This is a genomic window from Bradyrhizobium sp. LTSP849 (genome assembly GCF_000938255.1).
Lineage (GTDB): Bacteria > Pseudomonadota > Alphaproteobacteria > Rhizobiales > Xanthobacteraceae > Bradyrhizobium.
In genome coordinates, this window is the sequence record NZ_JYMR01000045.1 from 61,719 (window position 1) to 75,635 (window position 13,917).

General features: G+C 64.2%; 13 protein-coding genes. 4 read left to right on the forward strand and 9 right to left on the reverse strand.

The features are described 5' to 3' along the window. Positions 1 to 4: 4 nt before the first annotated feature. The 7 genes from sucD to UB31_RS24640 form a co-directional block, all read right to left on the reverse strand. A complete protein-coding gene (sucD, locus tag UB31_RS24610) occupies positions 5 to 889 on the reverse strand; it encodes a succinate--CoA ligase subunit alpha (RefSeq protein ID WP_045012752.1) in 885 nt (294 codons plus the stop codon). Between the two features lie 35 nt (positions 890 to 924). Beyond that, positions 925 to 1,404, reverse strand: a complete 480-nt coding sequence (locus tag UB31_RS24615) for a DUF1579 family protein (protein ID WP_045012753.1) — start codon at positions 1,402 to 1,404, stop codon at positions 925 to 927. A 4-nt stretch (positions 1,405 to 1,408) separates the two neighbouring features. Next, positions 1,409 to 2,605: an ADP-forming succinate--CoA ligase subunit beta gene (gene sucC, locus UB31_RS24620; RefSeq protein WP_045012754.1), complete on the reverse strand. Its 1,197-nt coding sequence runs from the start codon at positions 2,603 to 2,605 to the stop codon at positions 1,409 to 1,411. 220 nt (positions 2,606 to 2,825) lie between these two features. Beyond that, on the reverse strand, positions 2,826 to 3,794 hold the full coding sequence (gene mdh, locus UB31_RS24625; protein ID WP_045012755.1) for a malate dehydrogenase: 969 nt from the start codon (positions 3,792 to 3,794) through the stop codon (positions 2,826 to 2,828). Positions 3,795 to 4,067: 273 nt separating this feature from the next. Continuing rightward, positions 4,068 to 5,252, reverse strand: coding sequence for a cell division protein ZapE (zapE, locus tag UB31_RS24630; RefSeq protein WP_045012756.1), 1,185 nt, complete (start codon positions 5,250 to 5,252; stop codon positions 4,068 to 4,070). A 101-nt stretch (positions 5,253 to 5,353) separates the two neighbouring features. Then, positions 5,354 to 5,890, reverse strand: coding sequence for an RNA 2',3'-cyclic phosphodiesterase (gene thpR / locus UB31_RS24635; RefSeq protein ID WP_045004380.1), 537 nt, complete (start codon positions 5,888 to 5,890; stop codon positions 5,354 to 5,356). Between the two features lie 174 nt (positions 5,891 to 6,064). Continuing rightward, the gene (locus UB31_RS24640; protein WP_045012975.1) at positions 6,065 to 6,709 is read right to left on the reverse strand and encodes an arylesterase; all 645 of its coding nucleotides are present in this window, start codon (positions 6,707 to 6,709) and stop codon (positions 6,065 to 6,067) included. 55 nt (positions 6,710 to 6,764) lie between these two features. Between UB31_RS24640 and UB31_RS24645 the strand changes: the two genes are divergently transcribed. From UB31_RS24645 to UB31_RS24660, 4 genes are all read left to right on the forward strand, one after another. Continuing rightward, positions 6,765 to 7,487 (forward strand): ABC transporter ATP-binding protein, encoded by a 723-nt coding sequence (locus UB31_RS24645; protein ID WP_045004382.1) that lies wholly within the window; start codon positions 6,765 to 6,767, stop codon positions 7,485 to 7,487. Then, positions 7,484 to 10,054, forward strand: coding sequence for an ABC transporter permease (locus UB31_RS24650; RefSeq protein WP_045012757.1), 2,571 nt, complete (start codon positions 7,484 to 7,486; stop codon positions 10,052 to 10,054). The genes UB31_RS24645 and UB31_RS24650 overlap by 4 nt, the downstream gene beginning before the upstream one ends. 269 nt (positions 10,055 to 10,323) lie before the next feature. Beyond that, complete coding sequence (locus UB31_RS24655; RefSeq protein WP_045004386.1) at positions 10,324 to 11,115, forward strand: Bax inhibitor-1/YccA family protein; 792 nt, start codon at positions 10,324 to 10,326, stop codon at positions 11,113 to 11,115. A 225-nt stretch (positions 11,116 to 11,340) separates the two neighbouring features. Beyond that, positions 11,341 to 11,871: a GNAT family N-acetyltransferase gene (locus tag UB31_RS24660; RefSeq protein WP_045012758.1), complete on the forward strand. Its 531-nt coding sequence runs from the start codon at positions 11,341 to 11,343 to the stop codon at positions 11,869 to 11,871. Between the two features lie 145 nt (positions 11,872 to 12,016). Here UB31_RS24660 and UB31_RS24665 read toward each other — a convergent pair whose 3' ends face one another. Together UB31_RS24665 and UB31_RS24670 are read right to left on the reverse strand one after the other, a co-directional pair. Beyond that, positions 12,017 to 12,388, reverse strand: a complete 372-nt coding sequence (locus tag UB31_RS24665) for a DUF2794 domain-containing protein (protein WP_045004388.1) — start codon at positions 12,386 to 12,388, stop codon at positions 12,017 to 12,019. Between the two features lie 611 nt (positions 12,389 to 12,999). Continuing rightward, the gene (locus UB31_RS24670) at positions 13,000 to 13,779 is read right to left on the reverse strand and encodes a DUF1223 domain-containing protein (RefSeq protein WP_045012759.1); all 780 of its coding nucleotides are present in this window, start codon (positions 13,777 to 13,779) and stop codon (positions 13,000 to 13,002) included. Positions 13,780 to 13,917 lie beyond the last annotated feature (138 nt).

Below are 13,917 nucleotides of genomic sequence, written 5' to 3' on the forward strand. Positions count from 1 at the left end.
TGAATTAGCCCTTCAATTTTTCGGCAAGCGTGTGGCCGAGGCGGGCGGGAGACGGAGACACTGTAATCCCTGCCGATTTCATTGCGTCGGTCTTGGAACCGGCGTCGCCCTTGCCACCCGAAATGATCGCGCCGGCATGGCCCATGCGGCGGCCGGGAGGTGCGGTCACGCCGGCGATGAAACCGACCATCGGCTTCTGGCGACCACGCTTGGCTTCGTCCTTGAGGAACTGGGCGGCGTCCTCCTCAGCGGAACCGCCGATCTCGCCGATCATGATGATCGATTCGGTCTTGGGGTCGCCGAGCAGCATTTCCAGCACGTCGATGAACTCGGTTCCCTTGACCGGATCGCCGCCGATGCCGACCGCGGTGGTCTGGCCGAGGCCCTCCTGCGAGGTCTGGAACACCGCTTCGTAGGTCAGCGTGCCGGAGCGGGAGACGATGCCGACGGAGCCGGTCTTGAAGATGTTAGCCGGCATGATGCCAATCTTGCACTCGCCGGCGGTCATGACGCCCGGACAGTTCGGCCCGATCAGGCGCGACTTGGAGGCGGCGAGCGAGCGCTTCACGCGCACCATGTCGAGGACCGGAATGCCCTCGGTGATGCAGACGATCAGCGGGATCTCGGCGTCGATGGCTTCGCAGATCGCATCCGCCGCGCCCGGCGGCGGCACGTAGATCACCGACGCATCGGCGCCGGTCTTCTCGCGCGCCTCACGCACGGTGTCGAACACCGGCAAGTTCAGATGCGTCGCGCCGCCTTTGCCCGGCGAGGTGCCGCCGACCATCTTGGTGCCGTAGGCAATCGTGGCCTCCGAATGGAAGGTGCCGTTCTTGCCGGTAAAGCCCTGGCAGATGACCTTGGTGTTCTTGTCGATCAGGATGGACATGAGGTCTGCTTTCGCGAAACTAACAGAGTGAGAGGTCAGTGGATGCGGCGGTAGACGCCGGTGAGCACGTCAGCCCAGCCTTCCGCGTCCGGTGAGAACTGAATCTTCAACGAATAGGCATTGTCGTCGATGATCTCGTAGACGTGGCGCGCATTGCCGCGCAGCGAGCCGCGCACCAGCGTCAGCGTCTTGCCGACCCAGCCGCCGGAGGCGGGCGAGGGCGGCGTGTAGCCGAGCGAGTCGTACCAGAACAATTTGTAGGTCCGGTCCTCGCGGTCGTAGGTGAAGATGCCGTGGGTGGCGAAGATCTGCTTGCCGTCGCGCATCTGCACCGAGTCCTGGATCAGGTAGAAGCCGTTGAGATCCATGCGCGCGACGGTGTGCGAGGTGGCCGGCCCGCCGGCGGTCCAGCGCGACGGGAAGACCATCTCTTCGCCATTCCATTCGCCGGCGAACGCGGCAAGGCGCGCGTGCTCCGGCAGCGGGGATGATGCGGCGAGATGGTCTTGGGTCATGGCCTTAGCCTCCCTTGACGGCCTTCACGATCTTCTGCGCGGCGTCGTCGAGATTGTCGGCCGGCACCACGTTCAGGCCGGATTCACGGATGATCTTCTTGCCGAGCTCGACATTGGTGCCTTCGAGGCGGACCACCAGCGGCACGTTGAGACCCGCTTCGCGTACTGCCGCCGTGACGCCTTCGGCGATGACGTCGCACTTCATGATACCACCGAAGATGTTGACGAGAATGCCCTTCACGTTCGGGTCGGCGGTGATGATCTTGAACGCGGCCGTGACCTTCTCCTTGCTGGCGCTGCCGCCGACGTCGAGGAAGTTCGCCGGCGCCATGCCGTAGAGCTTGATGATGTCCATCGTCGCCATGGCGAGGCCGGCGCCGTTGACCATGCAGCCGATATTGCCGTCGAGGGTGACGTAGTTGAGGTCGTATTTCGACGCCTCGATTTCCTTGGCGTCTTCCTCGGTCTCGTCGCGCAGCGCGAGCACCTCGGGATGACGGAACAGCGAATTGTCGTCGAACGACACCTTGGCGTCGAGCACGCGGAGCTGGCCCTGCTTGGTCACGACCAGCGGGTTGATCTCCAGCATCGACATGTCCTTGGCGACGAAGGCCGTGTAGAGCTGCGCGGTGAGCTTCTCGGCCTGCTTGGCGAGGTCGCCCGTGAGCTTCAGGGCATTCGCGACAGTGCGGCCGTGATGGCCCATGATGCCGGTCGCAGGATCGACCGAGAAGGTGACGATCTTTTCAGGGCTGTTGTGCGCGACGTCCTCGATGTTGACACCGCCCTCGGTCGACACCACGAAGGAGACGCGCGAGGTCTCGCGGTCGACCAGGATCGAGAGGTAGAATTCCTTGTCGATGTCGGAGCCGTCCTCGATGTAGAGGCGGTTGACCTGCTTGCCGGCGGGGCCGGTCTGGATCGTCACGAGCGTCGCGCCGAGCATCTGCTTGGCGAATTCGGTGACCTCTGCGGCCGACTTGGCGATGCGGACGCCGCCCTTGTCGCCGGCCGAGGCCTCCTTGAATTTGCCCTTGCCGCGGCCGCCGGCGTGGATCTGGCTCTTCACCACCCAGACCGGACCCGGGAGCGCCTTGGCGGCGGCTTCCGCGTCGGCCGCCTTCAGGACAGGAACGCCCTTGGAGATCGCCACGCCGAACTCGTTCAGCAGCGCTTTGGCCTGATATTCATGGATATTCATATAGTCGCTCCCTGAACCCGCGGGCGGTGACCTCGTAGGCCCACCTCAGTCTTGTGGCTGGCATACCATATACCACAGGAACTGCAACCCGGATTCTCTGACATCGAGATCTCTGGACTTTCGAACCCGGAACCCGCCCAGCCTTAAACTAAGGTTTGGCGGGGTCCGGAAGTGAAACCGCCGAAGACCGGTTTTTCGATCTTCGGCGGGATTGTTGGGATTAGCGGCCGAGAAGATCGGGTGCGATCTTCTTGCAGGCGTCGACCAGACCCTGCACCGCGCCGACCGACTTGTCGAAGGCCTCGCGGTCCTTGCCGGTGAGCTCGATCTCGACGACGCGCTCGACGCCCTTGGAGCCGATCACGACGGGCACGCCGACATACATGTCCTTCACGCCGTATTCGCCGTTGAGGTAGGCGGCGCTCGCCAGCACGCGCTTCTTGTCGCGCAGATAGCTCTCGGCCATCGCGATTGCCGAGGCTGCCGGCGCATAGAAGGCCGAGCCGGTCTTGAGCAGATTGACGATCTCGGCGCCGCCGTTGCGGGTGCGGTCGACGATCTCGTCAAGGCGTGCCTGCGAGGTCCAGCCCATCTTGACGAGGTCAGGCAGCGGGATGCCGGCGACGGTGGAGTACTTCACCAGCGGCACCATGGTGTCGCCGTGGCCGCCGAGCACGAAGGCGGTGACGTCTTCGACCGAGACGTTGAACTCGTCGGCCAGGAAGTAGCGGAAGCGCGAGGAATCCAGCACGCCGGCCATGCCGACGACCTTCTTGTGCGGCAGGCCCGAGGCCTTCTGGAGCGCCCAGACCATGGCGTCGAGCGGGTTGGTGATGCAGATGACGAAGGCGTCCGGGGCGTACTTCTTGATGCCGGCGCCGACCTGCTCCATGACCTTGAGGTTGATGGAGAGGAGATCGTCGCGGCTCATGCCGGGCTTGCGCGGCACGCCGGCGGTGACGATGCAGACCTTTGCGTTGTCGAGCGCCTCGTAGGAATTGGCGCCGGTGTAGTGCGCGTCAAACCCGTCGACCGGCGAGGATTGCGCGATGTCGAGCGCCTTGCCCTGCGGCACGCCCTCGGCGATGTCGAACATCACCACGTCGCCCAGCTCTTTCAGGCCGATGAGATGAGCCAGCGTTCCGCCGATCTGACCGGAGCCAATCAAAGCAATCTTGTCGCGCGCCATGTGAGCCTGTCCTCTAGACATCCAAGGAGGGGAAACTGACAGGGTGGTTATCCCTTTCGCTTCCCCCGTTCAAGTCGGTGGATGCCCAATTGTCGGGCTTGCTGATGCCTCGGGCACGCAGCCCTGTCATTCCGGGGCGCGACGAAAGTCGCGAGCCCGGAATCCATCGGGCAACAGAGCGCACTGATGAATGGACACCGGGCTGTCGCTTCCGCCTTCGAGCTTCGGCGGACAAGCCGCGACGCCCGGAATGACAGCGCTGGCAAATAGGACTTAAGTCTCCACCAGGCCCTTGGTCGAGCCGCTGGCGGTGGAATCCTTGCGGCCGTGAGGCAGCGCCAGATAGGATTCCGAGCTCATTTCGATCAGCCGCGACGAGGTCCGCTTGAACTCGTTGGCCTCGTTGCCTTCGTGGGCCAGGTACAGCGAGATCGGGTTGGCATCGGCCGAGGCCATCAGCTTCACGGCATTGTCATAGAGCGTGTCGATCAGCGTGATGAAACGCTTGGCGGAGTTGCGCTGAGACAAGTCCATCACTGGAATATGGTCGACCAGGATGGTGTGATAGTCGTGCGCGAGCCTGAGGTAGTCAGATGCCCCTAACGGCTTCTCGCAGAGATCAGCGAACGTGAACCGCGCCACACCATGGGCCGAGCACGGCACGTGCAGGATGCGGCCCTTGATCGAAATATCACGCGACTTGCATGTGGCGCCGCCGGTCATCTTCGACCAGGCGCGGTCGAGCGCGGTGTCCGCGTCAGTGTCGGCCGGCGTCAGCCACATCGGCACGCCCTGAAGTTTCTCGAGCCGGAAGTCGGTGCGCGCGTCCAGCCGCAGCACGTCCATGTGGTCGGTGATCTGCTTGATGAAGGGCAGGAACAGCGAACGGTTCAAGCCGCCCTTGTAGAGATCGTCCGGCGCGACGTTGGAGGTCGCGACCACGACGGTGCCGAGCTCGAGCAGCTTTGCGAACAGCCGGCCCAGGATCATCGCGTCCGCGATATCGGTGACGTGGAATTCGTCGAAGCAGAGCAGCCAACTCTCCTCGAAGATCGCATGCGCGGTCAGCGTGATGACGTCGCCATCGGCGATTTCGCCGCGCGCGATGGCCTGGCGATAGTCGTAGATGCGCTCATGCACGTCGGCCATGAATTCGTGGAAATGCGCGCGCCGCTTGTGCTCGACGGTACTGTGCTGGAAGAACAAATCCATCAGCATGGTCTTGCCGCGGCCGACCTCGCCATGGACGTAGAGCCCGCGCGGCGCCTCGTCCTTGTCGCTGCTGAACAGACGGCTGAGCAGGCCCTGCTTGCGCGGCGGCTTGTAGTTCGCGAGCCGCTGGTCGAGCGCGGCATAAGCCTCGGCGACCTCGGCCTGCGCAGCATCGGGCTCGATCGCACCGGACGCGATCTGGGCCTGATAGGCGTCGCGGAATGAGGAACTGGGGGTCGAGAGCATCGCTCTTTACCGCCAGAGACGGCGGCAAATTGCAAGCCGTGAATTGGTGCGGGGCGCTATGCGTTCCGTTGCCCGCCCCGGAACGGGGCGAGGTGAAGACCTCACGGACAAAGTTCGTAGGCGTCCTCGACCACATACGGGCCACCGCCGGTGGAGGCGCGCGACGAGAACAGCACGAACCGTTCGGCCACGAACGCCTTACTTGGAAAATAGCCGCGCAGCGAGAGATAGTCGGCGACGTCGCGGTCGGAGGCGTCGTGCAGCCGGGCCAGCGTGACATGCGGTATGAACTTGCGGCCCTCGGGATCGAGACCCATCCGCTGCATCATGCGTTCGAGCTCGGCCTGCAACTCGATCAGCGGCCTGCTCGGCTCGATAGCCGCGACCACCGCGCGCGGCTTGCGTCCGCCGAAGCTCGTGAGGCCTTGCAGCTTCACCTCGAAGGGTTTGCGATTGACGCGAAACAGCATCGAGGCGATCTCGTTGGCGGACATGCCGTCGATATCGCCAATGAAGCGTAAGGTGACGTGATAATTTTCGGGATCGATCCAGCGGGCGCCTGGAAGGCCACCCCGCAAATTGGAAAGCGTCTGGCCGACTTCGGCCGGGATTTCCAGACCAGTGAACAAACGCGGCATCGTTTCGCACTCCCGATGCTTGGGCATGATCCTTGGGAAGGACCCTATCCAAATTGTAGAGCCGGTGACGAATCACCGGTACCCTGATTCCTATCGCAGTTGTGTGACTCTGCGAAGAGTGCCCGACACTACACCGGGAAAACCCTGGTTATTAGGGTTAGCATTGCCTGCTTTTCAACGGCGTTGCTCGCTGATCGTGCGCAAGAATGCCTCCGCCGTGGGCAGCATGTTGTTGACGATGATGTCGACGCCGGCCGCGGTCGGATGAATGCCGTCGGCCTGGTTGAGCTTGGCGTCGGCCGCGACACCGTCAAGGAAGAACGGATAAAGCGGCACGTCGAATTGTTTCGCCAGATCCGGATAAATCGAATTGAAGCGCGCGGCATAATCGGCGCCGTAATTCGGCGGCGCCATCATGCCGCAGAGCATCACCGGAATCTTGCGCGCCTTCAGCCGCGTAACGATGTCGGTCAGCGCAGCGCGCGTCAAATCCGGGTCGATGCCGCGCAGCGCGTCGTTGGCGCCGAGTTCGACGATCACGCCCTCGGTTCCCTCCGCCACCGACCAGTCGAGCCGGTCGCGGCCGCCGGAGGAGGTGTCGCCGGACACTCCGGCGTTGACCATATCGAGGACTATGCCTTTGGCCTGCAAGGCTTTTTGAAGCTTTGCGGGGAATGCCTCCTGGGCCGGAAGGCCAAGACCAGCACTTAAGGAATCGCCGAGGACCACCAGCTTGATCGGCTTGGCGGCCGGCTGTGCTTGTACCGACGCACTTGTCGCAATTGTCATCAAAGCGAACATCAACACGGCTATGTGCATGAAGAATCCGTAACGCCTCTCGACCGCGCTATCGGAGTTGCCATATGACCGGACCATGGACAGTCGCATCGAATCCTCTTCGCTCGCCGGCACCACGCCGGACACCATCGCCATCTCCAACGTCAACCTCTCATTGGGTACGGGGGCGGCACGCGTTCACATCCTCAAGGATATCAGCCTGCGCGTCGGCTCGGGCGAGACGATCGGCCTGATCGGCCCGTCAGGCTCGGGCAAATCCACGCTGCTGATGGTGATGGCGGGGTTGGAGCGTCCTGATAGCGGAGAGGTGGTGGTCGACGGCACGCCTTTCAATGCCCTCGATGAGGATGCGCTCGCCCGCTTCCGCGGCCGCCAGGTCGGCATCGTCTTCCAGTCCTTCCATTTGATCCCCACGATGACGGCGCTCGAGAATGTCGCGGTGCCGCTCGAGCTCGCCGGCAATCCGGACGCCAACAAACGCGCAGCCGAGGAGCTGCAATCGGTCGGGCTCGGCGATCGCCTGCATCACTATCCGACGCAGCTGTCCGGCGGCGAGCAGCAGCGCGTCGCACTCGCGCGCGCGCTGGCGCCCGATCCCGCCATCCTCGTCGCCGACGAGCCGACCGGCAATCTCGATGAGGCCACGGGAAAACAAATTGTCGATCTGCTGTTCGGCAAGCATGCCGAGCGCGGCATGACGCTGGTGCTGGTGACGCACGATGCTTCGCTCGCGCATCGCTGCGATCGCGTGATCCGCCTGCGCTCGGGCCGCATCGACACGCAGACGATTCAAGCATGAGCGCAGCAGCCGAACCGTTCACGCGGCCCAATGGTGCCGCGTTGGCGCTGCGTTACGCACTGCGCGAATTGCGCGGAGGCCTGCGCGGCTTCTACGTTTTCATCGCCTGCATCGCGCTCGGCGTGATGGCGATCGCCGGCGTCGGCTCGGTCTCGGCGAGCCTCAGCGACGGTCTCGCCCGCGAAGGCCGTACGCTGCTCGGCGGCGACGTCTCTTTCGTCTTGTTTCAGCGCGAGGCGAAGCCAGAGGAGGTCGCCTTCCTGCGCTCGCGCGGCACCGTCTCCGTCGCCTCCACTCTGCGCGGCATGGCGCGTTCGGCCGACGGCCAGCTGGCGCTGGTCGAGATGAAGGCTGTCGACGACACTTATCCGATGCTCGGCCAGTTGACGCTGGCGCCGCCACTGCCGCTGACCGATCTGCTGGTCGAGCGCGATGGTGCCTTTGGCGCCGCCGCCGATCCGACGCTGCTGGCGCGGCTGTCGCTCAAGACCGGCGACCGCGTCACCATTGGCTCCGCGACCTTCCAGATCCGCAGCACCGTCGAGGCCGAGCCCGACAAGCTCGCCGGCGGCATCGGCTTCGGCCCGCGCTTCCTGATCAGCGAGGCCGGCTTGCGCGCCACCGGCCTGATCCAGCCCGGTAGCCTGGTGCGCTGGGTCTATCGGGTGAAGTTGCCTGATACCGCCAACAGCGACCGCGCCACCGACGCCTTTATCGCGGACGCGCGCGATGCCGCGCCACAGGCCGGCTGGGAAGTCCGCAGCCGGTCCAATGCCTCGCCGCAGCTCGAACGCAATATCAGCCGCTTCACGCAGTTCCTGACGCTGGTTGGCCTCGCCGCGCTGCTGGTCGGCGGTGTCGGCGTCGCCAATGCCGTAAAGAGCCATATCGACCGCCGGCTCGAGGTGATCGCGGCCCTCAAGGCCGTCGGCGCCACCGGCCGCGACGTGTTCGGCATCTATCTCGCCCAGGTCGTTCTGCTCGCCGCGATCGGCTCCGTGATCGGCCTTGCGCTGGGAGCTGCGATGCCTTTCGCCATCGTCGGCCTGTTCGGCAAGCTGTTGCCGCTGCCGGTGGTGCCGGCGGTGCACGCCGACGAGCTCGCGCTGTCCTTTGTCTACGGCCTGCTGACCGCACTCGCCTTCGGCCTGTGGCCGCTCGGGCGGGTGCACGACGTGCCGGTCGCAGCGCTGTTCCGCGACACCGTCGCCGCCGAATGGCACCGGCCGCGCTTGAGCTATCTCGCCTTCATGGCCGTCGTCGTCGCCCTGCTGGTCGCCGTCGTGATCGGACTGTCGTTCGACAAGCGCATCGCCGCGGTGTTCGTGCTCTCGTCCGTCGTCGTGTTCGCACTGCTGCGCGGCGTCGCTGCGCTGCTGATGGCGATCGCGCGGCGGCTGCCGCGCTCGCGCTTCACCATGCTGCGGCTTGCCATCGCCAACATCCATCGGCCGGGCGCGCTGACGCCCTCGGTGGTGCTGTCGCTCGGCCTCGGGCTCGCGGTGCTCGTCACCATCACCCAGATCGACGGTAATCTGCGCCGGCAATTTCTGGCGGCGCTTCCCGAGCACGCGCCGTCGTTCTACTTCATCGACATTCCGAGCACGCAGGCAGCACCCTTCGACGATTACCTCCGCCAGATCGTGCCGAGCGCGAAGGTCGAGGACGTGCCGATGCTGCGCGGGCGCATCGTCGCTGCGCGCGGCGTCCGCGCCGAAGACCTCAAGCCCACCACCGATTCCGAATGGGTGCTGCAAAGCGACCGCGGCCTGACCTATACCGGTGAGCTGCCGAAAGGCTCCAAGGTGGTCGAGGGCGAATGGTGGGGCGCCGATTATTCCGGCCCGCCGCTGGTCTCGATGGAGAAGAAGATCGCCGACGGGCTCGGCCTCAAGCTTGGCGACGAAGTCGTCGTCAACGTGCTCGGGCGCGACATCCCGGCGAAAATCGGCAATCTGCGCACCATCGACTGGCAGGGGCTCGGCATCAATTTCGTGCTGGTGTTCTCGCCGAACGCCTTCAAGGGCGCGCCGCATACCCATATCGCGACGCTGACGGAAGCCGGCGGCGATGCCACCGGCGACGGCAAGATCATCAAGCAGGTCGCGGATGCTTACCCGATGGTCACGAGCGTGCGCGTGCGCGAGGTGATGGAGACGGTCGGCGCGGTCGTGACCAATCTGGCGCTCGCGATCCGCGGCGCCAGCGCCGTGACCCTGATCTCGGCGATCCTGGTGCTGGGCGGCGCGCTCGCCGCCGGCCATCGCCACCGGGTCTATGATGCGGTGATCCTGAAGACGCTGGGCGCGACGCGGCTGCGGCTGCTCGGCGCCTACGCGCTCGAATATCTGCTGATCGGGCTCGCCACCGCGATGTTCGGCGTGTTTGCCGGCAGCATCGCGGCCTGGATGATCGTGACGCGGCTGATGACGCTGAGCTTCGTCTGGCAGGCCGGCAGCGCCGCCGGCGTGGTCGCGGCCGCCCTGATCGTCACCGTCGGGCTTGGCCTCGCCGGCACGCTCTTGGCATTGAACAAAAAGCCCGCCACGGTGTTGCGGAATTTGTGACAAATGGTAGCGGCTGGCCGCGCGGGAGCGGAATCCCGGGATTTCTGCGGTTAACCACGTCCGCTCGCCATGATTGCGAGCAAGGGCGACATTCAGCCGCGCGTGGACGGTTGCAGCGAATGTGTTAGTTTCCCACATATCGAGTGGGTTCGGATCCCCGATTGTTATGCAAATTTAATGTCGGCAGACATCGGTATCCGAGATAGAATTGACGAACCGGCGGGCACGACAACCCTCGTGCCGGACCGGGCAACCAACGGGAATCGACCATGTCGGACCTAGACCGTAACTACGCTTCTCCTTTCGGCAGGGCCGCCGGGCGTGTTGACGCCGCGACGGTCGACGCCGGCCTGCGCGCTTACATGCTGCGCATCTACAATTACATGAGCATTGGCCTGGCCATCACCGGCCTGGCCGCGCTCGGCGTCTACATGGCCGCCGTGACGGACGTTCCGACGCCGGAAGCCGTCCGCGTCGGCAAGCTGTTCCTGACGCCGTTCGGCTATGCGATGTTCGTGAGCCCGCTGAAATGGCTGTTCATGCTGGCGCCGCTCGCCATGGTGTTCGTGATCTCGGCAGGCATCAACCGTCTCGCTCCCTCGACCGCCCAGATCCTGTTCTGGGTATTCGCGGCGCTGATGGGCGTCTCGCTGTCCTCGATCTTCCTGGTGTTCACGCACACCTCGATCGTGCGGGTGTTCTTCATCACCGCGGCGACCTTCGGCGCGCTGAGCCTCTACGGCTACACCACCAAGCGTGACCTGAGCGGGATGGGATCGTTCCTGTTCATGGGCCTGATCGGCATCGTCATCGCGAGCCTGGTCAACGTGTTCCTGGGAAGCACGTTGCTACAGTTTGTCGTGTCGGTGGTCGGCGTCTTGGTGTTCGCGGGCCTCACCGCCTGGGATACCCAGCGGCTGAAGAACGACTACATCTACGGCTACGCCTCGGCCGGCGGTGATATCGCAGAGCGTGCGGCGATCACCGGTGCGCTGTCGCTGTACCTGAACTTCATCAACCTGTTCACGCTGCTGTTGCAGCTCCTCGGCCAGCGCGACTAAGCGATCGACTGAGAGAACGGATACGAACCCCGGCCGTGAGGCCGGGGTTTTTGTTTGGGCCTGGTGTTTCCTCGCGCTCCGTCATTGCGAGGAGCCCTTGCGACGAAGCAATCCAGAGTCCCTCCGCGGATGCATTTCTGGATTGCTTCGCTGCGGTCGCAATGACGGGTGTGGCAACGACGCTGCCCCTTCCAGCGGCCGCCGGAAGGCTCTAATCTTCTCCCCATGTCAGCACCCGAAATCAGGCCCGCCACCGAGGCCGACGTTCCCGCCATTACCGCCATCTACCAGCAGGCCGTCCGCGAGGGCACCGCGACGTTCGAGCTGGCGCCGCCCGACCTCGCCGAGATGATGCGGCGCTATCGCGCGCTGGTGGACGGCGGCTACCCCTATTTCGTCGCCATGTTCGACGGGCGCGTCGCAGGATACGCCTATGCCGGCGCCTACCGGCCGCGGCCGGCTTATCGCTTCACGGTCGAGAACTCGATCTATCTCAATCCGTCCTTCCACCGCCGCGGCATCGGCATGTTGCTGCTGGAGCGACTGATCACCGAATGCGAGGCGCGCGGCTTCCGCCAGATGATCGCCGTGATCGGCGATTCCGCCAATGCCGGCTCGATCGGCGTGCACACCAAAGGCGGCTTCAAGATGATCGGCACCCATCCCAATGTCGGCCTGAAATTCGGCCGCTGGCTCGACACGGTGATGATGCAGCGGGATCTCGGCGAGGGCGCGAGTACGGTGCCCACGAGATAGTTTCGTAGGGTGGGCAAAGCGACTTGTCCGCCGTAGCTCGAAGAGCGAAGGCGGAAGCGTGCCCACCATGATCGGCCATTGAGGAGAGATGGTGGGCACGGCCGCTTTGCGCCTTTGCCCACCCTACGGCATCGGAATGTTGCCGCTACACCACCGCCAGCTTGCGGTCGATCACCAGCAGCACGCGCTCGAGCTCCTGGCCGCGGCGCAGGATCAAACCGGTCGCCGAGATCACGCTGTACATGCCCTGCTTGCGCGCGAGCCGCGGGTCTTTCTCGATGCGATAGATCGGCACTTCGGACGCGCGGCGAAACACCGAGAACACCGCACGATCCTTCAGGAAGTCGATGGCATAGTCGCGCCACTCGCCGTCGGCGACCATGCGGCCGTAGAGATTGAGGATACGGTTCAGTTCGAGCCGATTGAACGTCACCCGGTTCGGATGGGCATTCGCAGCGGCGGGACGCGCCACTGCGCGCTGCTCGCTCGGATCTGCATCCTCCGACGTCAGACTCATGGAACGCCTCCTGTCGCACCAGCATGATCGCGCCCGCGAAGACCGTCCCCGGACCGCGGATCATGACAATTGCATGATTGCTCCAACCGTTCGCCACCGCAAGAGGCTGTTGCAAGGGGCTGCGAAAGGGCTCCGGCTCAACCCGCCAAACAGGTTGCGAACCATGACACACGCTACGGTGGAACTTCTCAGCGGCAAACCGTCACGGGATCGTTAGCAGGAATCATAGTATCGCCTCTTTTCCGCCTAGCGACTGCCGCCCTGCATTGCGAAAAGACTTGTGTGCGTTGACCCGGTCCTTTCGGTTCCGGATTCCTCAGCCCCCAGCCCCCCGGGGTCGTTAGGATCGGGTCTGTACGCACGAAAAAGAGGGCCAACGCAAGTTGGTCCTTTTTTGTTTGTGGCGGGATGTGGCTGCCTCGGCGAATTTCTCTCCGAACATCCGCGCGAAGACTCTCTCCCTCATCCTGAGGAGCCGCGAAGCGGCGTCTCGAAGGATGAGAGGCCGAGCTGTAGCAGCGCGCGCCTGCGTGGTTCGAGACGCTAACGCGCCTCCTCACCACGAGGGGATAGTGTTTTGCGAGTCAGGGAAGAAGTGTGAAGCCTACGCTTCAGTGCAGCGACGTGTACGCGGCACCGAGCATCGGGCCGGGCTTCTCGCGGCTGCCGTCCTGGACATAGACCACCGCGCCGTCGACGCCGTCGCGCGACGTGAGGTTCTCGATCGGCACCGTCCAGCTTTCCGAATGTCCGTTCCAGTCGCCGACCTTGAGCAAATTGCGCACGACGTTGTGATAGGTGAGTTGCTGCCCGCGATTCTCGCCGCGGCTGATCTCGATCGGCACCGATTTCGTGATCGAGCAGATCCAGACCTCGCCATGCGAGATCGCCGGCTCCTTGCTCGCGGCCACCGACACGTTGATCTGCTTGCCCGAGAGCGACATCGTCACCGGCACGCTCATCACGCCCGCACCCTTGTCGGTCTTGCCGATCGCGCTTTCGATGCCGGCACGGTCGCTGCCGATGACATGCGCAGAGCCGTTGACCACGACCTGCGGCGTATAGACCTCGCGGTCACCCCGCATCCGCGAATAGGCGCGCTGCCGCGCCGAGAAGCGCGAATCCGCCAGCGTGTCCTTCCAGCCGAGATAGTCCCAATAATCGATTGGCATGCTCAGCGCGATGACCGAGGGATCGTTGGCGAGATCGCCGATGACCTTGTCAGCGGGCGGGCAGGACGAGCAGCCCTGCGAGGTGAAGAGCTCGACCACGGCGCGGGGATCGGCCTCGGCGGGACGGATGACGGCGACAATCGCACAGATACCAAGTGCTCCCGACCAGAGTGCCCCGGACCACCGCGAAACCAAATGAGAAGCCATCATTCCAGTCATATCGAACGTCACATACCGTAACTCGTTGGGGGAAGATCCTATCGCCTGATGGTCACCGTAGTCTTACGGGCACGGCACATTCAACCGTCCAAGGCGGACTTTTCCGCCGGATGGGCCCATCCGAAGCATGCCGTAACG